This is a genomic window from Micromonospora zhanjiangensis (assembly GCF_042650605.1).
GTDB classification, from domain to species: domain Bacteria; phylum Actinomycetota; class Actinomycetes; order Mycobacteriales; family Micromonosporaceae; genus Micromonospora_J; species Micromonospora_J zhanjiangensis.
The window spans coordinates 39,021-62,923 of sequence record NZ_JBHSBN010000012.1; the positions used below are offsets into that span (position 1 = coordinate 39,021).

Consider the following 23,903-nt stretch of genomic DNA (forward strand, 5'->3'; position numbering starts at 1 on the left):
GAGCCAGACATGGCGTTCGCCGCGTTCGTGTCGGCTGCCCTGGCTGCGGCGAAGGCGAACACCGCGTCGAGGGTGAGGCCCTGGTCAGGTGAAAGGCCGGTGGCTGTCTCCGCTCGGAGTCAGGACGTGCCGGGCCCGGTCCCCGGTCCAGGCCGCTTCGAGGATCGCGGTCAGGCTGGCGGTGTCGGTCGGGCCTGGATGGTTCTGGACCAAGCGGGTGACGCCACCGGCCATCTCCGCGAAGCGCGGGAGGTCGGCGCGTGCCACGCCGATGTCCGCCAAGGTGGGTGGGATGCCGATGTCGGCGAGGAGCCCGTCGAGCCAGCTGAGGAACGTGTCTGCGGCCTCGGCATCCGAGGCGTCGGTCACGTCGAGCCCGCACACCCGGGCGAGAATGGCCAACCGGTCGCCGATGGCGTCCCTGGTCGCGTCCAGCGCGTAGGGCAGGAGCAGCCCGACGCCCAGGCCGTGCGGCGTGTGCGTGGCTGCGCCGATCGGGTACTGGAGAGCGTGTGGGGCCGCGTTGCCCGCGTGGGAGAAGGCGAGCCCGGCGAGCATGGACCCGTAGGACATGTCCGCGCGGGCGTCCGTGTCGCCTCCGTCCCTGACGGCACGACGCAGGCTGCGGGCGATCCGCTCCGCGGCTAGGAGCGCGTAGTGGTCGGTGATCGCGTTGCGGCCGAGGAACACCTGCTCCACCGGGTCGCGCGGGCCGTGGGGCCGGGGCCGGGCGGTGTAGCTCTCCACCGCGTGACAGAACGCGTCGATGCCGGAGTGGGCGGTGACGGTCGCAGGGCAGGTGTAGGTGAGTTCGGGGTCGACGATGGCGAAGTCGGGCACGATGTGAACGCTGGAAACCCCCACCTTCAGCTCGCGATCCGGGTCGGTCAACACCGAGACGGGTGTGACCTCGGAGCCGGTGCCTGCCGTCGTCGGGACCGCGACGAGCGGGAACGTCGGCCCCGGCACCTTCGACTCCCCGTAGAAGTCGCGCGGTGTCCCACCGTGGCGCCGGATGACGCCGACGATCTTGGCGAGGTCGATCACCGTGCCACCCCCGATGGCGAGGATCACGTCGGCGTCCACCTCGGCGGCGACCGGGACGGCCAGGGCGACATCGGTGACTGGCACGTCTGCGGTCGTATCGGAGAACACCTCGACGACCTCGACCTTTTCCCGTACGGCGGCCACGATCTCGGCCACGCCGGGCTGCCCCAGTAGAACCTGGTCGGTCACGATGAGGACGCGCGAGCCGCTCGCGGCCACCACTCGTGGGATGTTCTGCGCGACTCCTTCGCCCACTATGAGCTGGCGTGGTCCGCGGAAGGTCTCAAGCATGTGGGTGCCTTTCCGGAACATCGGCGCCGGTGTGCTGGGCGGACGTCCAGGTCACCGGCGGGGCCGGGACGACGTCGGCAAGGGTGGCCTCCCGGGTGGCGCGGGCGCGTGCGCCAGGCGGCCGGAGCAGCACGCCGATCACGGCAGGTCGATCGCCGCGTAGGTGAGGTCGAGGTACTCGAGGATGCCCTCGTGCGCCCCCTCCTTGCCGAGCCCGGACTGCTTCACGCCTCCGAACGGGGCCGACGGGTCCGATATCAGGCCACGGTTGATGCCGATCATCCCGGTATCCAGGCCCTCGGCGAACCGGAGCGCCCGCTGGAGGTCACGGGTGAAGACGTATCCGACCAGGCCGTGCTCAGTGTCGTTGGCCCTCGCCAGCACCTCGTCGTCGGACGCGAACGAGATGATCGGCGCCACCGGGCCGAAGATCTCCGCCTTCAGCATCCGTGCGTCTTCGGGCACGTTGACCAGGACTGTAGGCGGGTAGAAGTGGCCCGGCCCGTCCGGACGCTCACCGCCCACCAGGACCCGGGCGCCGCGGTCGACCGCGTCGGCGACGAGCTCGTCGATCGTGGTGACCGAGGCCTCGTCGATCAACGCCCCGACATCCACGCCGTCGTCGAGACCAGGGCCCATCGAAAGCGCGCCCATCCGCTCGGCGAAGCGCGCGGTGAACTCCTCGCGTACCGGCTCCTCGACGTAGATCCGGTTGGCCGCGACGCAGGACTCCCCGATGTTGCGCATCTTGGCCACCATGGCGCCGTCGACCGCGACGTCCAGGTCGGCGTCCGCACACACGATCAAGGCCGCGTTGCCGCCAAGTTCCATCGAGGTACGCAGCACGTTGTCCGCGGCCTGTCGTAACAGCACGCGTCCGACCTCGGTCGACCCGGTGAACGAAAGCTTGCGGGTCCGGCTGTCGGCCAGCAGTGCGCCGACCACCCGGCCGGCACGCTTGGTGGTCACCACGTTGACGACACCCGGGGGAACGCCGACCTCCTCCATGATGCGGGCCAGCAGCAGCATGGTGAGGGGCGTCTGGGCCGCCGGCTTGGTGATCGTCGTGCAGCCCGCGGCCAACGCAGGAGCGATCTTGCGGGCGCCCATGGCCAACGGGAAGTTCCAGGGCGTCACGAGGACGCACGGTCCGACCGGCTTCGGCACGGTGAGGATGCGATACCCACCCGCGGGAGCGGTGCTGTAGCGACCCTCGACCCGCACCGCCTCCTCGGCGAACCACCGGAAGAACTCGGCGCCGTAGGCCACCTCTGCCCGAGCCTCGGTGAGTGGCTTGCCCATCTCGAGCGTTATCAGCCGGGCGATCTCCTCGGATCGCCCGGTGAGCGCCCGGTACGTCGCGGTCAGCAACTCGGACCGCTTCCGCGGCGGGGTCGTCGCCCATTCCGCCGCCGCCCCGCTCGCCGCGTCCAGAGCGGCGAGCCCGTCGACGACGTCGGCGTCCGCCACCTCGGCGATGGTCGTGCCGGTGGCCGGGTCCTCGACGGCGAACGTGGCTCCGCCCGCGGCGTCGCGCCAGGCGTCGCCGATCCGGAGCCGCCGGTGCTCGAGAGCCAGGACGTTCGTCGGGTCGCTCATCGCGCCGCCTCCTGTGATCTTCGTGGTGCTGTCCGGCGTACCCCTGCGATCGCGCTGTGCGCGTGGGCGGACGGGCCACCCGCCCTCGTCGGGAGAGCGATGGCATGCGGTTCCGCGACGGTGCAGAACGGCCAGCGCCTGCCACGTTTCCTATACGATCGAGCGAAGGCGTCAGCATGTCGCAGCGTTGTGACGGATGTCAATGGATCCCCGGAGGCGCAGGAAAGGACCTCACGTCACGATGGACGACGAAGCGATGACCGCGCCGGGCCGTAGGGTCGTGACGGGCGGAACGCCACCGGGCAGATCTGGCGGCCGGCTTGCCGACGAGGTGTACGACACGCTGCTCGGACAGCTGATGTCGCTACGGATCGAGCCCGGCTCCCGCGTCACGATCGACGCCCTGGCTCGAGAGCTGGGGGTCTCGCAGACGCCGATCCGAGACGCTCTGAACCGCATGGAGGCCGAGGGTCTGGTCGTACGGGTGCCCCATGCCGGCTACCGCATCCCACCCCAGATCACCCGTCACCGATTCGAGGACATGCTTGAGGTCCGCCTGCTCCTCGAGCCGGCGGCGGCCCGCAGATCCGCCGAACGCGCCTCCTTGGAACAGGTGGCCGGTCTGCGACGGATGCTGGAGGAGATGGCGGAACTGGAGGGGGGCAACGGGCCCATGGCGTACGGCGCCTTCGGGCTCCGCGACGCCGCCTTCCACGATCTCGTCGCCCTGAGCGCCGAGAACCAGGTCATCCGTGAAGCGCTCGCTCGCCTGCACAGCCACGTGCACCTCTTCCGGCTTCACCACGACACCCAGGTCACTCACTCGGCCATGGCCGAGCACGAGGAAGTCGTGGCCGCGATCGCTGCCCGTGACCCCGACGCCGCCGCCTACGCGATGCGTCGGCACATCTTGCGGTCCGGCGAGCGTTTCCGACGATTGTTCGACGAGGTCAAGGGCGCGGACCGAATAACGGTAGAGGCTTGACGGTCGATCGAAGCCCGGGAATGCTAATTCAATCGGATCGGATCGGATTGGATTTGATCCATCTCACCCGCCCCGGACACAAGGAGAAGCAGGTGCCCAGAGCGCTACTCCTGCTCGGCGACGCCGCCGAGGAGCTCGACACCATGTATCCCTACTATCGCGTGCAGGAGGGCGGCTGGGACGTCGACGTCTCGTCGCTGACGATGCGTGACGTGCAACTGGTCATCCATGAGTTCGACCCCAACTCCGACGCCTACGTGGAGAAGAACGGCCGGAAGCTACCGGTCGACGTGCCCTGGGCCGAGGTCGACGTCGAGCGCTATGACGCCCTCATCATCCCCGGGGGACGTGCCCCCGAGTGGATCCGGGCCAACGCCGACGTCAGGCGCATCACCGAGCATTTCTTCGCGCGCAACCTCCCCGTCGCGATGGTGTGCCACGGCGCGCAGGTACCAGCGGTGTACGGGCTGCTGAAGGGTCGGAAGACGGCATGCTTCCCGCCCATCACCGGTGACATGGAGAACGCGGGCGCGACAGTCGTCGACGCTCCCGACGTCGTGGACGGCAACCTCGTCTCCTGCCGGGGATGGCCCGACATGCCGCAATTCGCCAGGGCGATGATGGAGCTCTTTTCGAAGTCCGTCAACGCCGCACCGGCATGAGCACACCTGGCCCGCCCCGGTGACGACACTTCGGACCGTCACGGTCGACGGTTCCCCCGTCCACGTCCTGGAGAGCGGCACCGGGTCCGCGGTGCTGATGCTGCACGGCTCCGGACCCGGCACGACCGGGTCCGGCGCCTGGGCGACGACGGCGCAGGCGCTGGGCACATCCTGGCACCTGGTGGCCCCTGACCAGGCGGGGTTCGGCCGTACCCCTGTCCCGGCGGGCTCCCGGGGCGGGCTCCGGCTGTGGACGGAGCAGGCCGCGGGCCTGATGGATGCTCTCGGTGTCGAGTACTACGCCGTGGTGGGTCACTCCATGGGCGGTGCCGTGGCGTTGGCGTTGGCGGCCGCGCGCCCCCAACAGGTCACCCGGGTCGTGGCGGTCTCGACGATGGGCGCCCCCGCGGCGCCGCTGTCCGCCGACCTCGACGCGATCTGGGCCGCCCCCGCCGGTCCGCTCGGGGCACGAGACATGCTGAGGCGCCTCGTTTTCGACCAGGCGCTCGTGACCGATTCGGCCGTCGACGCCCGTGCGGCCGCGATGCGAGCGGGGGCGCCCGCATTCGCGTCGTTGTTCCCTCCACCCAGGGCACGATGGGTCGACGAGCTCACCCTCTCGGCGCAAACGCTGGCAGCGGTGCGCGCACCCGTGCTCCTCGTGCACGGCGCCGAGGACCGAGTCACCCCGCTCGATACGGCAACCCGGCCCCTGTTCGAGCACCTGGCCGACGTCCGTCTGCACGTGCTCGGCCGATGCGGGCACGTGCCGGCGATCGAGCACCCGCACGAGTTCAGGCAACTGCTGTCGTGCTTCCTTCGCCGCGACCGAGATCACTGATCGCCGCGGCAGGTCCGCAGCCCATGCTCAGCCTGCCGACCTGCCCTGGCGGGCGTCAAGGCCCTCGGCGGCCGTCCGGTCAGCGGGTCATGGTGACCGGCGGCAGATCGGTCCCGCGCCCGCCGCCCACGTCGTGGAAGGCCGAGAGGACCGTGGCCACGTGCGACTCGTCGTGGTTGGCGGTCAGCGACAGGCGTAGCGCCGGGGTGGTGGCGGCAGGTGGCCCGACCAGGTTGGTGAAGACGCCCGCCTCGAACAGGCCCGCCCAGAACGTGCCGGCCTCGGCCATGGTGGTGAACCGGACCGGAATGATCGGTGTGGTCGACGGTCGGGTGTCGTACCCCAGCGACCGCAGTCCGTTGTGCAGGGATTCGGCCAGGTCGAGGGCCCGGGCCCGGCGCTCCGGCTCGGCGGCGATCACCTCGAGGGCCGCAAGGGCGGCGGCCGCCGAGGCGGGCGGCAGGGCGGCCGAGAAGAGCACCGACCGGGCGTTGCTGCGCAGATAGCGGACGTTGTCGCGAGGGCCGGCCAGAACTCCGCCGAGGGATCCGAACGCCTTCGAGAAGGTGCTGGTGATCAGGTCGACTCGCAGCCCGGCAGCCAAGCCGGCGCCGCCGACGCCCAGCACCCCCATGTCGTGCGCGGCGTCGACGACGAGCTTCGCCCCGTACGCGTCGGCGACCGCCCGCAGCTCGCGCAGGTCGGCGACATCACCGTCCATCGAGAAGACGCCGTCGGTGAAAACGAGACGGCCGCCGCCGTCCGGTGCGGCGGCCAGCCTCGATCGCAGCTGCTCGGGGTCGCGGTAGCTGCGCGCCTTTCCCCAGCCCAACCGGACCGCCTCGATGAGACTGGCGTGGTTGCGCGCGTCCCCGAAGGCGACGTCGTCCCGGCCGAGCAGGGCCGACAATGCCAGGTTGGCCTGGAACCCGGTGGTCGTGACGGCCGCCGCCTCCTGCCCGAGGAATGCGGCGATCCGCTCCTCCAGGGTGACGTGCAGGTCGAGGGTGCCGTTGAGGGCGCGCGACCCGCTGACCGTGGTGCCGTACCGCCGGGTCGCCGCGACCGCCGCCTCGACGAGACGCGGATGGGTGGACAGCCCGAGGTAGTCGGCGGAGCCGGCCATCAGCACCCTGCGGCCGTCGATGATGATGTGCGAGTCACCGGTGCGTTCGGCCGCTGCGCGAAAATACGCGTCGACACCGTGCGCCTTCAGGACGTCCTCTGCCTGATGCAGGCCGGCTTTGTCGAACGGATCGGCGGCCATCGCACGACGGTAACAAATTCGCCCTCCTCGGCGGGGAGCAGATTGGTGTCGGCTTCGCCTGAAAGGTCGAGCCGGCGTTGACACGAGCGTCACTACCTGGCGACGGCGCGTCCGCGTCGGCGAAACCTACGTGTGCCTCGGTACCTCGTCCGGTGCGTCTCCGTGCGGGGCGACCAGATGCGCGGCGTCACCGAGCTGCGTCACGCCCGGGACGCGATCCCATCGGGGACCGAGCCGTACTGCGTGGTTGGATGGGCGGGTGCCTACTGACCTGGTCGTTGGTGCCGCGGGTGCCAGCTCGACTCCGCCATCCCCGGAGTTGCACCGTCAGTGTGACCTGGAGGAAACGGATGATCCGCTTGCGACCCGTGGCGGTGCTCGTGGGCGGCCTGGCCACGGCGACGGTGGTGGCGGCCCTGCTCGCGGTGCCGGCCGTCCGGAACCTCGTCGCGCCCGCCTGGCCGGGCACGGCCGAGTGGGTCTCGAACGGTGGTGCCCCGGCTGACGGTCGGGCCACCTCCGATGCCGCGGCCCGCCGGTCGGCCGCCGCCACCCCGGTCGGAATCAACGGCCGGCTGCGCGTCTGCGGCGCCCTGCTCTGCAACCAGCACGGCAACCCGATCCAACTGCGGGGCATGAGCACCCACGGAATCCAGTGGTACGCCCAGTGCGTCAACGACGCCTCGTTGGACGCGCTCGCCGACGACTGGCGGGCCGACGCCCTGCGGGTCTCCCTTTACGTGCAGGAGGAGGGGTACGAGACCGATCCGCGAGGCTTCACCGACCTGGTGAACGAAACTGTCGAGCGGGTGACGAAACGCGGGCTCTACGTGATCGTGGACTGGCACATGGTGAATCCCGGCGACCCCAACCACAACCTCGACCGTGCCCGGACGTTCTTCGCCGAGGTTGCCGCCCGGCACCGGGACAAGACAAACATCCTGTACGAGGTGGCGAACGAACCGAACGGAGTCTCCTGGTCGACGATCAGGTCGTACGCTGAGAAGATCATCCCGGTGATCCGCTCCCAGGATCCTGGCGCGGTGGTGCTGGTGGGGACCGCCGGCTGGTCCACCTTCGGCCTCTCCGACGGCGGTTCGGAACGGGAAGTGATCAAGAATCCGGTTCGGGCCGGGAACGTGATGTACACCTTCCACTTCTACGCGGCCTCGCACGGCACGCGTTACTTCGACGCGCTGTCCCGGGTGTCGAGGGTTCTCCCGATTTTCGTCACCGAGTTCGGTACCCAGACCTACACCGGCAACGGCGCGGACGATTTCACCGACGCCCAGCGGTACCTCGACCTGATGGCCAAACGCAAAATCAGTTGGGTGAACTGGAACTACTCCGACGATCCACGGTCGGGGGCGGTCTTCAGGGCCGGAACCTGCTCGGGCACGGAGTACGCCGGCACCGACGTGCTGAAGCCAGCCGGTGTCTGGATCCGCGAGCACATACGCACCCGCTGACCCCTGCCCCCACCGTTCATCGACGATTACTCTCAGGGCCTCGGATGGGTGGTGGAGGATGCGCGTCGCGTTGTTCGTGACCTGCCTGGCCGACGCGCTGTTCCCGCAGGCGGCGGTGGCGACGGTACGGCTGCTGGAGCGCCTCGGTCACGAGGTGGTCTTTCCCGAGGGGCAGACGTGCTGCGGCCAGATGCACGTCAACACCGGCTACCCGGACGACGCGCTGCGCCTGGTCCGCCGGTACGTGCGCACGTTCGCCCCGTACGACGTGGTGGTGGCCCCGTCCGGCTCGTGCGTGGGCTCGGTGCGGCACCAGCACGCCATGGTGGCCCGGCGGGCGGGTGACGAACGGCTGGCCGGCCGGGCCGAGGAGGTCGCCGGTCGCACGTACGAGCTGTCCGAATTCCTCGTCGACGTGCTCGGGGTCACCGACGTGGGGGCGTACTATCCGCATCGGGTGACCTACCACCCGACCTGTCACTCGCTGCGGATGCTGCGGGTGGGGGACCGTCCGCTGCGGCTGCTGCGCGCGGTGCGGGGGCTGGAGCTGGTGGAGCTGCCCCAGGCGGAGCAGTGCTGCGGCTTCGGTGGCACGTTCGCGCTGAAGAACGCGGACACCTCCACGGCGATGCTGGCCGACAAGATGCGTCACGTGCTGGCGACCGGGGCGGACGTGTGCGCCGCCGGGGACGCGTCCTGCCTGATGCACATCGGCGGTGGGTTGTCCCGGCTGCGCGCCGGCGTGCGCACCGTGCACCTGGCCGAGATCCTGGCCGGCACCGACGCAGACCCGACCGGCGGGGCGATCGTCACCCCGACCAGCGGAGGTACGCGATGACGGAGACCTTTCTCGGCATGCCGGCCACCGCTCCCCGCGGCGTCGGTCACCTGCGCGGCGACGAGCCGTTCCCGGCGGCGGCCCGACGCGGCCTGGCCGACCCGCAGCTACGCCGCAACCTCGGCCACGCCACCACCACGATCCGGGCCAAGTCGGCGGCGGTGATCGACGAGGTGCCGGACTGGCAGCAACTACGGGCCGCCGGGCGGGCGATCAAGGCCGACACCATGGCCCGGCTGCCCGAGTTGCTGGAGCAGTTGGAGGCGGCGGTCGTCCGGGCCGGCGGGACGGTGCACTGGGCCGTCGACGCGGTGGCGGCCAACCGGATCGTCACCGACCTGATCCGGGCCACCGGCGCGCACCGGGTGATGAAGGTCAAGTCGATGGCCACCCAGGAGATCGGCCTCAACGAGGCGCTGTCCGGCGCGGGGATCGAGCCGGTCGAGACCGACCTCGCGGAGCTGATCGTGCAGCTCGGCGACGACCGGCCGAGCCACATCCTGGTGCCGGCGATCCACCGCAACCGGGCCGAGATCCGGGAGATCTTCCTGCGGGCGATGCCGGGCGTCGACCCGGCGTTGACCGACGAGCCGGCGGTTCTGGCCGCCGCCGCGCGCCGGCACCTGCGGGAGACGTTCCTGAGCACCCGGGTGGCCGTGTCCGGCGCCAACTTCGCCGTCGCCGAGACGGGGACGCTCGCGGTGGTCGAGTCCGAGGGCAACGGGCGGATGTGCCTGACCCTGCCCGAGACGCTGATCACCGTCATGGGCATCGAGAAGGTCGTCCCGACCTGGCGCGACCTGGAGGTCTTCCTGCAACTGCTGCCTCGGGCCTCGACCGGGGAACGGATGAACCCGTACACCTCGATGTGGACCGGTGTCACCCCGGGCGACGGCCCGCAGGCGTTCCACCTGGTGCTGCTGGACAACGGGCGCAGCGCGGTGCTCGCCGACCCGGTCGGCCGGGAGGCGTTGCACTGCATCCGCTGCTCGGCCTGCCTCAACGTCTGCCCGGTCTACGAACGCACCGGCGGGCACGCCTACGGATCGGTGTATCCCGGCCCGATCGGCGCGGTGCTCTCGCCGCAGCTCACCGGGGTCGCGGACAACGGGTCCCTGCCGTACGCGTCGTCGCTCTGTGGCGCCTGCTTCGACGCCTGCCCGGTGATGATCGACATTCCGTCCATCCTGGTCCACCTGCGCGCGAAGGTGCCGCATCCTCGGGCCGAGGCGGCGACGATGGCCGCCGCCGCGTACACCATGGACCACCCCGCCCTGTACGCGGCCGCGCAGCGCGCCGCGAAGCTGAGCCGGCTCGCCGGCCGTCGGGGCCGTGGCCTGCCACCGCCGCTGTCCGGCTGGACCGCCAGCCGTGACCTGCCGGAACCGCCGCCGGAGACGTTCCGGCAGTGGTGGGCGTCGCGATGAGCCGCGAGCTGATCCTCGGCCGGCTGAAGGCCGCCCTCGGCGAGCCCCGGCCGGCACCGGCCGACCCGCCCCGTGATTACCGGGCCGCCGGTGCGGTCGCCGTCGATCTGGACGTGTTCGTGGACCGGGTCACCGACTACCGGGCCACGGTGCACCGGTGCGGCGACGCCGACGTCGCCCGGATCGTGGCCGAGGTACTCGGTGGCCGGCAGGTCGTGGTCCCACCGGGGCTCTCCCCGCACTGGCTGCCGGACGGCGTGCGCGCGGTGCCGGACGACGACCTTCCGGCGGCCCGGATCGCCGCCGCGCGCGGGGTCGTCACGGCGGCGGCGGTGGCCGTCGCCGAGACCGGCACCATCGTGCTCGACGCCGGGCCGGACCAGGGCCGCCGGATCATCACGCTGCTGCCCGACGTGCACCTGTGCGTGGTACGAGCCGACCAGGTCGTCGCCACCGTGCCCGACGCGCTCGACCGCCTCGACCCGTGCCGGCCGCTGACCTGGATCAGCGGGCCGTCGGCCACCAGCGACATCGAGCTGAACCGGGTCGAGGGCGTCCACGGCCCCCGCAGCCTCCACGTGATCATCACGGGCTGACGATCGGACAGGGTGGTCGGGCGGATCGGAAGAGCCTGGTGAGAGCGCTCTCTGCCAACTATCTTTATAGATATGTCGATCCGAAGCCGGGCGCTGGCCGCCGTCTCTGTCCTGCTGGCCGGTCTGTTCGTCCACGCACCCGCCGCGCAGGCCGTACCCGCCAAGGCACCGCCGTTGACCACGCCGTGGACCGCCGAGGCGCTCGCCGGGACGCCGCTACCGGAGTACCCGCGACCGCAGATGACCCGCCCCGACTGGCTCAACCTGAACGGGGAGTGGCAGCTGCGCCAGTCCGCCACCGACGACGCCCCGCAGTTCGACACCGACCTGCCCGAGCGGGTCAACGTACCGTTCCCGGTCGAGTCCGCCCTGTCCGGCGTCATGCGGGCGGCCGAAGACAACCGCAACTACCTCCTCTACCGGCGTACCTTCACCGTGCCGGCGCACTGGTCCGGTCGGCGGGTGCAGCTGCACTTCGGCGCGGTCGACTGGCAGACCACCGTCTGGGTCAACGGCGTACGGGTCGGTGGGCACACCGGCGGCTACGACGCGTTCACCTTCGACATCACCCCGCGGCTGCGCCGAGGTGACAACGAACTCGTCGTCAAGGTGTGGGATCCCACGGACACCCGGCAGAACGGGAGCCTGCCGCCGATCGGAAAGCAGACCAAGACCCCGGGCGGCATCTTCTACACGCCCACCTCCGGCATCTGGCAGACGGTGTGGCTGGAGCCCACCCCCGCCTCGTCGATCACCCGGGTCGACCTCCGTCCGGACCTGGCCACCAACACGCTCCGGGTCCGCGTCGTCGGCCAGGGTGACCTACGTGGTGACACCGTACGGGCCGAGGCGGTCAGCGCTGGCCGGGTGGTGGGATCGGCCACCGGTGGCTTCACCGAGTTCTCCGTGCCGGTGCCCGACGCCCGGCGCTGGTCGCCGGAGGACCCGTTCCTCTACGACCTGCGCGTGACGCTGCGCGACGCCCGGGGCGCCACGGTGGACCGGACCACCCACTACTTCGGCATGCGGCAGATCACCACCGGCCTCGTCAACGGGGTCCTGCGGCCGAAGCTCAACGGGGAGTTCGTCTTCCAGGTCGGCACCCTCGACCAGGGCTTCTGGCCGGACGGCCTCTACACCGCGCCCACCGACGCCGCGCTCGCCTACGATCTGCAGAAGCACAAGGACCTGGGCTTCAACATGGTGCGCAAGCACATCAAGGTGGAGCCGCAGCGCTGGTTCTACCACGCCGACCGGCTCGGCGTGCTCGTCTGGCAGGACATCCCGTCGATGACCGCACAGGAGATCGACGCCGACAACGGCCAGCAGGCGCAGTTCGAGGCCGAGGCGCGGGAGATCGTCGACGAGCACCGCGACGCCCCGTCCGTCGTCGCGTACACCGTCTACAACGAGGGATGGGGCGAGCGGGCGCTCGCCGACACCAGGCGGGTCGGGCAGGCCGTCAAGGGCCAGGACCCGACCCGGTTGGTGAACGTGCACAGCGGCTACAACTGCTGCCAGTCGCTCGGCAACCCCGGAAACGGCGACATCGACGACTGGCACATGTACCTGGGACCGGCCGCACCGCCGCCGTCCGCCGACCGCGTCGGCGTGCTCGGCGAGTTCGGTGGCCTGGGCCTGCGGACGCCGGGTCACGAGTACAGCCCGAGCGGCGGCTTCTTCGCGTACGAGTGGGTGCCCTCCTCGGCCGTGCTCACCGACCGGTACGTCGGCCTGACGCAGGGCGTACGGAATCTGCTCGTCGGCAAGGGGCTCAGCGCGGCCGTGTACACCGAGATCACCGATCTGGAGGGTGAGCTGAACGGCTTCCTCACCTACGACCGTCGGGTGGTGAAGATGGACGAGGCCCGGGTGCGGGCGGCCAACCTGGCGCTCATCGCCGCGTCGCGGTCGCTACCGCCCACCACCCCGGTCACGCTGCCGTTGAACACCCGACGCTCGTTTCAGGTCACCACGCCCGGCTACACCGACCGGTTCCTGCGGCACATGAACAGCCTGGCCTACACGGAGGTGGTCACCGCGGACAGCCCGGCGGGGCTGCGGGACGACGCCACGTACATGATCAGGGCGGGACTGGCCGACAGCGGTTGTTACTCGTTCGAGTCGGTCAACTATCCCGGGCAGTACCTGCGGCACGCCTTCTCCCGGGTGCGGAACTCCGCCGACGACGGCTCGGCCCTGATGCGGGCGGACGCGACCTGGTGTGCGCGGGCCGGCCTGACCGGCAGCGGGGTCTCCCTGGAGTCGTACAACTACCGGGGTTCGTACCTGCGGCATGTCAATGCCGAGGTGTGGATCAGCGACGGCGCGACCGATTCCGCGGTCTGGGCGGCGGACGCCACCTGGAACATCACCGCGCCCTGGAGTCCGTAACCGCGTCGCGGCAGCCGCCACGGGCCTACAACTGCTACCACCGGGCGCCGGTGGCCGGCTGCTGCGCTCCACCGCCTTCTTCGACAGCCACGGCGCCACCCATTCGGTCATCGTCCTCGCCACGTGGCTTCTCCTCGGCGTACTGCTGTGCCTCGCCGGCAGCCTGCGGCCGCGGCGGCTCGGCCGCCGACCGGTGACCAGCACCGTGCGACCGACCGCACAGGCGACGGGTTGAGATGCCGAAGAAGGCCCTGGCTCGCGCTGGACGTGGTCATGGCGTGGACAGCCACGTCCAGCGCGAGCCCGAGGCGGTGCGCGTCAGCGGCTCCGGTCCAGCACGGCGTGCTGGGCGGCCGCGTACTGCTCGCGGATCCGCGGGACCGGGTCGTCCTCGTAGATCGCGGAGGGCTGCGCCGACCAGGCCGGCGGGGTGTCGCCGCCGGTGGTGACCCAGGCGGCCTGCCGGGCCGCGCCGTCGGCGACGTACTCCCCGGGCGGCGGGACCAGCACCGGCTTGCCGAACAGCGCGGGAGCGATGCGGCGGACCGCCTCGCTCCTGGCCCCGCCGCCGACCAGGACGATCCGGTTGGCCTGCGCGCCCTGGTCGACCAGCGCGTCCAGGCCGTCGGCCAGCGCGCACAGCATGCCCTCGACGGCGGCCCGGGCCAGGTGTGCCGGGTCGGACGTCTTCAGGGTCAGCCCGTGGATCGCGCCGGTGGCGTCCGGCCGGTTCGGGGTCCGCTCACCCTCCAGGTACGGCACCAGGACCAGGCCGTCCGCGCCGGCCGGCGCGGCCAGCGCGAGCCGGGACAACTCGTCGTGCGAGACGCCGAGCAGGGTGGCGGCCGCGTCCAGCACCCGGGCGGCGTTGAGGGTGACCACGATCGGCAGGAACCGGCCGGTGGTGTCGGCGAATCCGGCCACCGTGCCGCTCGGGTCGACCGGCGCCGTGTCCGACGAGACGAAGACGGTGCCGGACGTGCCGATCGAGACGATCACGTCGCCGGGCAGCGCGCCGGTCCCGAGGGCGGCGGCCGCGTTGTCCCCGGCTCCCGGGCCGAGTGGGGCGCCATGGGGCAGGTGCCCGGCGATGCCCGTCGGACCGAGCACCTCGGGCGTTGCCAGGGTCCGGCCGAAACCGAGCTCCAGCAGGTCGGGACGGTACTCGTTGGTCCGGGCGGACCAGTAGAGCGTGCCGCTGGCGTCGCTGCGGTCGGTCCTGATGTCCGCGATGTCGGTGGACCCGGACAGTTTCCAGGTCAGCCAGTCGTGCGGTAGGCAGACCGCGGCGACCCGGGCCGCGTTCTCCGGCTCGTTGCGGGCCAGCCAGCGCAGCTTGGTCAGCGTGAAGCTGGCGACCGGCACGATGCCGACCGCTTCCGCCCACTTGTCCCCGCCGCCCAGCTCCCGGGTCAGGTCGGCGGCCGCGCCGGCGCTGCGGGTGTCGTTCCACAGCAGCGCCGGGCGGACCACGTCACCGTTCTCGTCCAGCACGACCATGCCGTGCTGCTGGCCGGCCACCGAGGCGGCGGCCACGTCGTCGAGACCGCCCGCCTCGTCGATCGCCTGCCGCAGCGCGGTCCACCAGGCGTCCGGATGCACCTCGGTGCCGTCCGGATGGGCGGCCCGGCCCTGCCGGACCAGCTGCCCGGTCCCGGCGTCCCGGACGACCACCTTGCACGACTGCGTCGAGCTGTCGATCCCGGCCACCAGTGCCATGGTCAGCGGGCTCCCATCAGGTGCTCGACGGCCAGCTGGTGGAGCCTGATGAACCCGTAGCCCTGGGCGCCGGCGGCGGTGACGTCGAAGTCCTCGAACGCGTCGCGGTCGGCGAGCAGGTCGGCGTACGACTCGCCCGGCTTCAGGGTCGGGGTGGACAGGTCGCCGACCCTGGCCGCGGCCAGCGCCTCCTGCACCTCCGGGTCGGCGCGGAAGGCGGCGGCCCGCTCCTTGAGCAGCAGGTACGTCCGCATGTTCGCCTTCACCGACTCCCAGGCGCCGTCGACGTTCTCGGTGCGCGACGGCTTGTAGTCGAAGTGGCGCGGACCGTCGTAGGGGCTGACGCCGTCCAGCCCGTTCTCCAGCAGGTCGACCGTGGAGAACGCGTTGAACAGGTCGCCGTGGCCGAAGACCAGGTCCTGGTCGTACTTCGGGCCGTGCTGGCCGTTCAGGTCGATGTGGAAGAGCTTGTTGTGCCACAGCGCCTGGGCGATGCCGTGCGTGAAGTTGAGGTTGGACATCTGCTCGTGGCCGACCTCGGGGTTGATGCCGAACAGCTCGGGCCGCTCCAACTCCTGGGTGAAGGCGATGGCGTGACCGGCGGTGGGGAGCAGGATGTCGCCGCGGGGCTCGTTCGGCTTCGGCTCGATGGCGAAGCGGAAGCCGTAGCCGCGATCCTCCGAGTACTGCGCGAGCAGGTTGAGGGCCTCGCGGTAGCGGTCGAGGGCGGCCCGGACGTCCTTCGCCGAGTCGTACTCCGAGCCCTCCCGGCCGCCCCACAGCACCAGGATCTTGGAGCCCAGCTCGGCGCCGAGGTCCATCTGGCGCAGCACCTTGCGCAGCGCGTAGCGGCGGACGCCCCGGTCGTTGCTGGTGAAACCGCCGTCCTTGAACACCGGGTGGGTGAACAGGTTGGTGGTCACCGACGGGACGATCAGGCCGGTCTCGTCGAGCGCCTTCTTGAACCTGGCGATGATGCCGTCCCGGGTCGCGGCGTCGGCGCCGAACGGCACCAGGTCGTCGTCGTGGAACCCGACACCGTACGCCCCGAGCTCGGCGAGCTTGTGCACGGTCTCGATCGGGTCGAGCGCCGGACGGGTGGCCTCACCGAACGGGTCGCGCGCCTCCCAGCCGACGGTCCACAGACCGAAGGAGAACTTGTCGTCACGTGTGGGCTGCACAGACACGGTTACCTCCGGGAAACGCGTTCGATTTGTTTGGCGGTTGAATTATTTGCCGGGGGTGTGGCATTGTCAAGGCCGTGACGGCTCGACTGACCTCGCCCGCGAGGGCCCCGGTCCGGCAGTCGAGCATGCGTGCCCACAACCTCGCGCTGGTGCTGGACACCGTGGCGACCAGCGCGGATCCGCCGTCCCGCGCCTCGGTCGCGGCCGCCACCGGGCTGACCCGGGCCACCGTCTCGGCGCTGGTCGACGACCTGATCGCGGGCGGGTTGCTGACCGAGCTGGACCCGCCGCCACGGACCGGAGCCGGGCGCCCGGCCGCCGGCCTGGCGCTCACCTCGGCCGGCCCGGCAGGTCTCGGCTGCGAGATCAACGTCGACTACCTGGCCGCCTGCGTGGTCGACCTGACCGGCACGGTCCGGCAGCACCTCGTCGAGCACGCCGACCAGCGCCCGGCCGCGGCGGCCGCCGCGCTCGCCGCGCTGGGCCGGCTGGCCGCCCGGGCCCGGCTCGCCGCCGAGGCCGACGGGCTGGTGATGGCCGGCGCCGCCCTCGCGGTCCCCGGCCTGGTCTCCGCCGGGACGGTCCTGGACGCGCCCAACCTGGGCTGGCGGGACGTGGACGCGTCGGCGCTGCTGCGCGGCGTGCCCGAACTCGCCGACCTGCCGGTCGTCGTCGACAACGAGGCCAATCTCGCCGCTCTCGGCGAGCTGCGGGTGCCGGGCGCCGAACAGACCTTCCTGTACGTCTCCGGCGAGATCGGCATCGGCGCCGGGCTGGTGATCGACGGCGAGCTCTACCGCGGCGTGCGTGGCTGGAGCGGCGAGATCGGGCACGTGACAATCTACCCGGACGGGCGGCCTTGCCGCTGCGGCGCGACCGGCTGCCTGGAGCAGTACGCCGGTCAGGAGGCGCTCGCCGCCGGCGAGCCCCGGGCCGCCGCCGCGCTGGGCATCGCGCTGTCCGCGGCGGTCAACCTGCTGGACGTACCGGTCGTCGTGCTGGGCGGGGCCTACGCGACGTACTTCGATCGGCTGCGCGACGGGATCGAGGCCGAGCTGCGGCGCCGGGTGCTGACCGCCGGTCTCGCGCCGGTCACGCTGCGCGCCGCGCGGCTGGGCACGAACGCCGCGGTGCGCGGCGCGGCGGACGCGGTGGTACGCGAGGTGCGGGACGATCCGGCGGCCTGGCTGCGGCGGGTGGGCTGAGGGCGTACGCGGAAATCGCGGCCCGGGGGAACGGACCCTGACCATCGGAACGGATCCGGTTCGGCTTCCGGAAAGTTCCGGAAATCATTGCGGCCCAGGCAACGGTTTGGCAACATCGGCCAAACATTCACATACCCCTATGTGATCGCGTGGCTGCGCTCGCCACATGCCGGACACCAACCCGAAGGAGGCCGGGATGGCAGAGATCCTGCCTGTGCACAATGGCGATACCTGGCGAAAGCGATGGCCTGGTAAAGCCCTCCTGGCTGGCGCCGTCAGCCTGAGCACCGCGTTGACGGTCCTGGTCATGGTCCCGAACGCCGACGCCGCGGCGACCACGCTGGGTGCCGCCGCGGCCCAGTCTGGCCGGTACTTCGGTACCGCGATCGCCGCGAGTCGCCTGGGGGATTCGACCTACACCACGATCGCGGCGCGTGAGTTCAACATGGTCACCGCCGAGAACGAGATGAAGCCGGACGCGACGGAGCCGAACCAGAACCAGTTCAACTTCTCCGCCGGCGACCGCATCTACGACTGGGCCACCCAGCGGGGCATCAAGGTCCGCGGCCACACCCTGGCCTGGCACGCCCAGCAGCCGGGCTGGATGCAGGGGATGTCCGGCAATACCCTGCGCAACGCGATGATCAACCACATCAACGGTGTGATGGCCCACTACAAGGGCAAGCTCGCGGCGTGGGACGTGGTGAACGAGGCGTTCAACGAGGACGGCAGCCGCCGCAACTCCAACCTGCAGGGCACCGGCAACGACTGGATCGAGGTCGCCTTCCGCACCGCCAAGGCAGCCGACCCGGGTGTGAAGCTCTGCTACAACGACTACAACATCGAGAACTGGTCCTACGCCAAGACCCAGGGCGTGTACCGGATGATCCAGGACTTCAAGTCCCGTGGTGTGCCGATCGACTGCGTCGGGCTGCAGACCCACTTCACCGGCGGCAGCTCGCTGCCCGGGAACTTCCAGACCACCCTGTCCAGCTTCGCCGCGCTCGGGGTGGACGTGGCGTTGACCGAGGTGGACGTCACGAACTCCTCCACCACCCAGTACGCCGGGCTGACCCAGGCGTGCATGAACGTCCAGCGTTGCATCGGGATCACCGTCTGGGGTGTGCGGGACAGCGACTCCTGGCGCTCCAACGAAAGCCCCCTACTCTTCGACGGCGGCGGCAACAAGAAGGCCGCGTACACCTCGGTCCTCAACGCCCTGAACGCCGCCGGCCCCGGCCCGACCAGCTCACCGACGACCTCACCGACCGGCTCGCCGACGGTGTCGCCGACCGGCAACCCCACGACGCCGCCGCCGAGCGGTGGTGCCGGCCGGATCGTCGGTGTCCAGTCGGGCCGGTGCATCGACGTACCCAACGCCTCGCAGAACAACGGCACCCGGGTGCAGCTGTACGACTGCAACGGCCAGTCCAACCAGCAGTGGACGTACACGTCGAGCAAGCAACTGCAGGTGTACGGAACCAAGTGCCTCGACGCGGCCGGCTCCGGCAACAGCGCCGCGATCCAGATCTACGACTGCAACGGCCAGACCAACCAGCAGTGGAACATCAACTCCAACGGCACCATCAGCGGCGTGCAGTCCGGCCGCTGCCTGGACGTCTGGGGCACCGGGAACGGACAGCAGGTGCAGATCTACGACTGTCACGGACAGACCAACCAGCAGTGGCAGTTCAGCGGCGGTTCGACCACGCCGCCGACGACCGCACCGCCCACCACCACGCCGCCGATTACGCCGCCGCCCGGCGGCAACCCGTACCAGCGTGGTCCCGATCCTACCGTCGCCAGTGTCGCGGCCACCTACGGACCGTTCGCCACCGCGCAGCTGACCGTGTCGCCCGGGAACGGCTTCAACGGCGGATTCATCTACTACCCGACCGACACCAGCCAGACCTACGGCGCGGTCGCCATCGTGCCGGGCTACACCGCCAAGTTCGCCAACGAGGAGGCGTGGATGGGTCCACGACTCGCGTCGTTCGGGTTCGTCGTGATCGGCATCGAGACCAACAGCCTCAACGACTTCGACACCGCCCGCGGCACCCAACTGCTGGCCGGACTGGACTACCTGGTCAACCAGAGCGCGGTGCGCGACCGGGTCGACCGTAACCGGCTGGCCGTCATCGGCCACTCGATGGGCGGCGGCGGTGCCCTCTACGCGGCGAGCCAGCGGTCGTCACTGAAGGCCGCGATCGGACTGGCACCGTACAAGCCCTCCGGGGACCTGTCCGGCGACCGGGTGCCGACCCTGATCGTCGGTGGCCAGAACGACGGCACCGTCACCCCGTCCTACCTGGACGGTCTGTACCCCAGCCTGCCGGCGTCGGTTCCCGGGGCCTACTTCATGCTCGCCAACGCCGACCATCTCTACTTCACCCGGGCCAACGACATCGAGCTGCGTAGCCAGATCTCGTGGCTGAAGATCTTCGTCGACAACGACACCCGCTACTCCCAGTTCATGTGCCCGTCGGTGAAGGACACCACGGGCGTCTCGCGGTCCAGCGTCAGGTGCTCGCTGGTGCCGACCGCCTGAGGAGCGTCCCTGTCGGGTCCGAACCGGATCCGGAACGTAACCCGTGCCCGTGGTGTGGCGGCGACGATGCCGCCACACCACGGTCTGTTCAGTCGGGTGACGTCCCGCGAGGGGAACCCGCGGGTCGCCGGCCGCTGCAGCGCCGGGCCGGACCGTCAGCAGTGCACGCGCACCATGACGGCCAGGTTGTTCTGGTCGAGCGTCCGCTGCGACCAGGCGGCGACATAGTCCCACCGGCCGTCCTGGTAGTAGACGGTGAAGGGGTTGCCGGAGGCCTTGGCCCACCAGTAATAGTCGCGGATCCCGTTGTCGCCGCAGTGCTCCACGTTCCAGAACGGGTTGGGCTGGTTCTGGTTCCGCAGTTCCAGGCAGGCGTACCCGTAGTAGCAGCCGTAGTACCAGAAATCGGTGTGCGCGGACGACGCCGTGGGTGTCGTGACCGTCGGCGCGGCGTGCGCCGGGCCCGCGGACACCCCGACCAAGGCGGCGGCCAGGGCGACGCTGGCGAGTGCCTTTCCGAGTCGGCTGGGCATGTCTGTGTTCTCCTCCTGTTGTGGGCGTGGCGATCGCGATGACGCCCAGGCTAGGGAGGCCCGCTTTCAGTTCCCTTGCACGTCACGGTCAGCGGCACGTGCCGGCCGCGGCGAGGAGGCCCAGCCGTCGCGCCGGGAACGGATCATGGTGAACCGGTCGGCCGGCGTGAGGCCGCCGGACGCGCCGGCCACCGCGTAGTACGTGACCCGCATCGACGTCCGGCCGCCGGGTTCGGTGCCCGGATCCACCTCGAAGGCGGCGAACCCGTACGCGTTGTCCCTGTCCCGCACCGCTGCCCACGGCGCGGAGACCCGCTCGGCCGGGCGCAGGGTCAGGTCGTCCGGTTGACCGGACCGTGATCCGCGAGCGCGGTGACGTGGGAGCGAATGCGTTCCGCCTCGGCCAGTTCGAGGTCGGCCGCGTGGGCCAGGGCGTACTCGTAGTGGTGGTGGGCCCGGCCGGGTTCGCCGCGGGTGTGGTGGGCGTGCCCCAGGCCGGTGTGCGCGCGGGCCTGCTGGTGACGGGCGCCGGCTATCGTGGCGGCGCTGAGCGCCGCGATGAAGTGGGTCAGGGCCGTCGCCGGCTGCCCGCTGGCGTGGGTGGCCTCGCCGAGGCCGTTGAGCGCCGAGGCCCGGCCACCGTAGTCACCGATCTCGGTGAAGATGGCGAGCGCCTGTTCGAAGTACCGGTGGGCCCGCTCGGGGGCGCCGAGTCCGACCTGAGCGGTACCGAGGTTGTCCAGCACGTGTGCCTCGCCCCGCCGGTTGCCGTACCGTCGGGTCAGCACCAGGGCCTGCTGGTGGTGGTCGGCGGCGGCCCGGTGCCGGCCCAGTTGCTGTTCGACGAGGCCGAGGCAGTCCAGCGCCAGGGCCTCCGCGGTCCAGTCGTGGGTCCGCCGGGCCAGCTCCAGGGCCCGCCGATGGTGCTCGGCGGCGGCCTCGTGCCGGCCCCGTCGGCGGTGGACGAGGCCGAGGTTGTTGCACACGAGGGCCTCGCCGGTCAGGTTGGCGGTCTGCCGGAACAGGGTCAGCGCCCGCCCGAAACAACTTTCGGCGGAGTCGTACCGGACCAGCTCGAAGTGGAGGAAACCAAGGCTGTTCTGAGCGGTGGCCTCGCCGACGGGATCCCCCGAGCGGCGGAACAGCTCGATCGCCTGCCGGAGGTGCTCGGCGGCCGACTCGGGCCGGCCCACCCGCTGCTCGGTGTTGCCGAGACCGGCCAGCGCGTGGGCCTGCCCGACGAGGTCGCCGACCTGCCGGGCGGCGTGCAGCGCGTGCTGGTAGACGGCCAGGCCGTCGGCGTAGTGCCCGCCGTCGAGGTAGCGGTAGAGCAGCACCGAGAGCCGGATCGCGTGGCCGGCCCAGCCGTGCGTGGCGGTGTACCGGGCCACCGCCACGAGGGTGCACCGCTCGGTGTCCAACCACCGCTTGGCGGCGTGCGGTTCGCTGAGGTCCGGGCTGGGCGTCGCGGCCGGGGCCACCCTGGGCCGGGAGGTCACCTCGGCCGGGTAGAGGCCGGCGACGGCGTCGGCGGTGGCGGCGAGGTAGTAGTCGAACAGCCGGTCCCGCGCCGCCCGCTGGTCGCGGTCGCCGTCCAGCGCGGTAGTCAGACTCACCGCGTACGCGCGCAGCAGGTCGTGCATCCCGTACCGCCCGGTGCTGGTGGGATGCACCAGGTGGGCGCGGGCGAGCAGGTCGAGCGTGTCGCGGGCCGCCGCCAGACCGGTGCCGGCGAGCGCGGCGACCGCGTAGCCGTCGAGGTCGGCGCCCGGGTGCAGGCCCAGCAGGCGGAAGGTGCGGGCCACCTCGGCCGGCAGGTGCTGCGTCGACCAGGAGAAGACGGCGGTGACCGCGGCGTGCGGATCGTCCCCGGTGGCCAGCAGGTTCAACCGCCGCTGCCCGTCGGCGAGTTCCGCGAGCAGCTCCGCCAGGGGTGCCTCGCTGCGGCGACCGGCCAGCTCCGCCGCGATCCGCAACGCCAGCGGCAGCTGCGCGCAGCGCCGCGCGAGGGCCTGCACCGCGTCCGCCTCGACCTCGGCGCGCCAGCCGATCAGGCGGTGCAACAGCACCGCCGCGTCGGTGAGCGGCAGCGTGCTGAGGTCGAGGCGCTGGGCCCCGTCGACCGCGACCAGCCCGGCCAGGCTGTCGCGGCTGGTGACGAGGACCAGGCACCGACCGGTGCCGGGCAGCAACGGACGGATCTGCTCGACCGACGAGGCGTTGTCCAGCACGATCAGCATCCGCCGCCCGGCGAGTTCGGTGCGGAAGCGGGCGGAACGGCCGTCGAGGTCCCGGGGCAGGTCCTGGTCCGGCACCCCGAGCGCGTCGAGGAAGCCGGTCACCGCCTCGTCGGCGCCCATCGGCTGCTCGGGGTGGTACCCGCGCAGGTTGACGTAGAGCTGCCCGTCGGGGAACCGGTCGGCGACCTGGTGGGCCCAGTGCACCGCGAGCGCGGTCTTGCCGACGCCGGCCGTCCCGTTGAGGCACGAGATCACCACGGCGTCGCCGTCCTCGGCGGGCAGCTCCAGCAGCGCGGTCAGGGCCCGTAGCTCGGTGTCCCGGCCGGTGAAGCAGCGCACCGCCGGTGGCAACTGCCGCGGCACCGGCCTCGGCACCGGTGGCGCGGCCGGCGCCGGCCGCGGCGGCTGCCGGTCCGCGGCGGGCGCCTTCGGGTCGGTCGTCCGGCGGTGCCGGAACGCCTGCTCGAGCATCGCGTGCCGGGGTCGCCAGAACTCCTCGATCCCGGTACGCAGCGAGACGTGCCGCAGCCGGTCGTGTTCCTTGGCGTACTGGTGGAACGCGCCCACCAGGGACTTCACCACGTCCCAGTCGGGTGGGCGGCGGATCTGGCCGCCGAGGACGGCGCCGACCTGGCTCTTGCTCAGCCCGACCGACCCGCCCAGGGTCCGCAGGCTCGGCCCGCCCGCTTGTCGCCACAGCGTGTGCAGGTCCTGACAGTACCGGCGCAGCAGCTCATCCGCGGCGCCCGTGGTCATCCACATCTCCCAGATGTCCGGTGCCGTCCGGCACGCCGACGACCGACGCTGACTCCCGGGCCAGCGTGTCACCGGCACGTCACCGCCGCGGTCGGCATGGGTCACCGTCCGGCCGCGGGGAGCCATCCGGTTTGGACACTAGAAGGTGTGGTGGAGACCGACAAGCGCGCGACGGGCCTCCCGGGCGGCATTCAACCGTACGGCGGAGCAGAAAGCGACGCACCGGTTGGCAGGACCATCCAAAAGGGATAGTGATGTCGTACGTTGTCGGTCGGCGCGCGTAACTCGGCGCCGACGGC

16 protein-coding genes and 3 pseudogenes are annotated in these 23,903 nt (G+C 71.2%); 11 read left to right on the top strand and 8 right to left on the bottom strand.

The genetic code is table 11. The features are described from left to right. Window positions 1-84: 84 nt before the first annotated feature. Together ACFOX0_RS18475 and ACFOX0_RS18480 are read right to left on the bottom strand one after the other, a co-directional pair. Complete coding sequence (locus tag ACFOX0_RS18475) at window positions 85-1,338, bottom strand: iron-containing alcohol dehydrogenase (protein ID WP_377547470.1); 1,254 nt, start codon at window positions 1,336-1,338, stop codon at window positions 85-87. 138 nt (window positions 1,339-1,476) lie between these two features. Continuing rightward, window positions 1,477-2,937: an NAD-dependent succinate-semialdehyde dehydrogenase gene (locus tag ACFOX0_RS18480; protein WP_377547472.1), complete on the bottom strand. Its 1,461-nt coding sequence runs from the start codon at window positions 2,935-2,937 to the stop codon at window positions 1,477-1,479. A 241-nt stretch (window positions 2,938-3,178) separates the two neighbouring features. Here ACFOX0_RS18480 and ACFOX0_RS18485 point away from each other — a divergent pair, with 241 nt between their 5' ends. The 3 genes from ACFOX0_RS18485 (at window position 3,179) to ACFOX0_RS18495 (ending at window position 5,425) form a co-directional block, all read left to right on the top strand. Further along, window positions 3,179-3,922, top strand: a complete 744-nt coding sequence (locus tag ACFOX0_RS18485) for a GntR family transcriptional regulator (RefSeq protein ID WP_377547474.1) — start codon at window positions 3,179-3,181, stop codon at window positions 3,920-3,922. Window positions 3,923-4,014: 92 nt separating this feature from the next. Continuing rightward, window positions 4,015-4,584 carry a DJ-1/PfpI family protein gene (locus ACFOX0_RS18490; protein ID WP_377547476.1) on the top strand — a complete coding sequence of 190 codons (570 nt, stop codon included), beginning with the start codon at window positions 4,015-4,017 and terminating at the stop codon, window positions 4,582-4,584. 97 nt (window positions 4,585-4,681) lie between these two features. Beyond that, entirely contained in the window at window positions 4,682-5,425 is a 744-nt protein-coding gene (locus tag ACFOX0_RS18495; protein WP_377547694.1) for an alpha/beta fold hydrolase, read from the top strand. Between the two features lie 79 nt (window positions 5,426-5,504). On the opposite strand, the gene ACFOX0_RS18500 is transcribed toward ACFOX0_RS18495, so the two are convergent. Then, complete coding sequence (locus ACFOX0_RS18500; protein ID WP_377547478.1) at window positions 5,505-6,692, bottom strand: aminotransferase class I/II-fold pyridoxal phosphate-dependent enzyme; 1,188 nt, start codon at window positions 6,690-6,692, stop codon at window positions 5,505-5,507. A 459-nt stretch (window positions 6,693-7,151) separates the two neighbouring features. Between ACFOX0_RS18500 and ACFOX0_RS18505 the strand changes: the two are divergent. The 5 genes and pseudogenes from ACFOX0_RS18505 to ACFOX0_RS18525 all read left to right on the top strand — a co-directional run. Beyond that, window positions 7,152-8,161, top strand: a pseudogene (locus tag ACFOX0_RS18505) (glycoside hydrolase family 5 protein); the annotation flags it as partial. Window positions 8,162-8,219: 58 nt separating this feature from the next. Beyond that, window positions 8,220-8,999 carry a (Fe-S)-binding protein gene (locus ACFOX0_RS18510; protein ID WP_377547480.1) on the top strand — a complete coding sequence of 260 codons (780 nt, stop codon included), beginning with the start codon at window positions 8,220-8,222 and terminating at the stop codon, window positions 8,997-8,999. Then, window positions 8,996-10,426 (top strand): lactate utilization protein B, encoded by a 1,431-nt coding sequence (locus ACFOX0_RS18515; protein WP_377547482.1) that lies wholly within the window; start codon window positions 8,996-8,998, stop codon window positions 10,424-10,426. Before ACFOX0_RS18510 ends, ACFOX0_RS18515 begins: the two co-directional genes overlap by 4 nt. After that, on the top strand, window positions 10,423-11,022 hold the full coding sequence (locus tag ACFOX0_RS18520; RefSeq protein ID WP_377547484.1) for a LutC/YkgG family protein: 600 nt from the start codon (window positions 10,423-10,425) through the stop codon (window positions 11,020-11,022). The genes ACFOX0_RS18515 and ACFOX0_RS18520 overlap by 4 nt, the downstream gene beginning before the upstream one ends. A gap of 72 nt (window positions 11,023-11,094) precedes the next feature. Beyond that, window positions 11,095-13,416 carry an AbfB domain-containing protein gene (locus tag ACFOX0_RS18525; protein WP_377547487.1) on the top strand — a complete coding sequence of 774 codons (2,322 nt, stop codon included), beginning with the start codon at window positions 11,095-11,097 and terminating at the stop codon, window positions 13,414-13,416. A gap of 318 nt (window positions 13,417-13,734) precedes the next feature. Here ACFOX0_RS18525 and xylB read toward each other — a convergent pair whose 3' ends face one another. Both xylB and xylA read right to left on the bottom strand, forming a co-directional pair. Next, window positions 13,735-15,135: a xylulokinase gene (xylB, locus tag ACFOX0_RS18530; RefSeq protein ID WP_377547489.1), complete on the bottom strand. Its 1,401-nt coding sequence runs from the start codon at window positions 15,133-15,135 to the stop codon at window positions 13,735-13,737. A gap of 2 nt (window positions 15,136-15,137) precedes the next feature. Then, window positions 15,138-16,322: a xylose isomerase gene (gene xylA / locus ACFOX0_RS18535; RefSeq protein WP_377547492.1), complete on the bottom strand. Its 1,185-nt coding sequence runs from the start codon at window positions 16,320-16,322 to the stop codon at window positions 15,138-15,140. A 125-nt stretch (window positions 16,323-16,447) separates the two neighbouring features. On the opposite strand from xylA, the gene ACFOX0_RS18540 reads away from it, so the two are divergent. The 3 genes and pseudogenes from ACFOX0_RS18540 to ACFOX0_RS34370 form a co-directional block, all read left to right on the top strand. Further along, window positions 16,448-17,527 (top strand): ROK family protein, encoded by a 1,080-nt coding sequence (locus ACFOX0_RS18540; protein ID WP_377547494.1) that lies wholly within the window; start codon window positions 16,448-16,450, stop codon window positions 17,525-17,527. 196 nt (window positions 17,528-17,723) lie between these two features. Further along, a pseudogene (locus ACFOX0_RS18545) lies at window positions 17,724-19,217 on the top strand (endo-1,4-beta-xylanase); the annotation flags it as partial. Window positions 19,218-19,355: 138 nt separating this feature from the next. Beyond that, a pseudogene (locus ACFOX0_RS34370) lies at window positions 19,356-20,075 on the top strand (dienelactone hydrolase family protein); the annotation flags it as partial. A gap of 155 nt (window positions 20,076-20,230) precedes the next feature. Here ACFOX0_RS34370 and ACFOX0_RS18550 read toward each other — a convergent pair. From ACFOX0_RS18550 to ACFOX0_RS18560, 3 genes are all read right to left on the bottom strand, one after another. After that, window positions 20,231-20,608: a hypothetical protein gene (locus ACFOX0_RS18550; RefSeq protein WP_377547497.1), complete on the bottom strand. Its 378-nt coding sequence runs from the start codon at window positions 20,606-20,608 to the stop codon at window positions 20,231-20,233. 66 nt (window positions 20,609-20,674) lie between these two features. Further along, on the bottom strand, window positions 20,675-20,899 hold the full coding sequence (locus tag ACFOX0_RS18555; protein WP_377547500.1) for a hypothetical protein: 225 nt from the start codon (window positions 20,897-20,899) through the stop codon (window positions 20,675-20,677). 41 nt (window positions 20,900-20,940) lie between these two features. Continuing rightward, the gene (locus ACFOX0_RS18560) at window positions 20,941-23,604 is read right to left on the bottom strand and encodes an ATP-binding protein (protein WP_377547503.1); all 2,664 of its coding nucleotides are present in this window, start codon (window positions 23,602-23,604) and stop codon (window positions 20,941-20,943) included. Window positions 23,605-23,903: the final 299 nt, after the last annotated feature.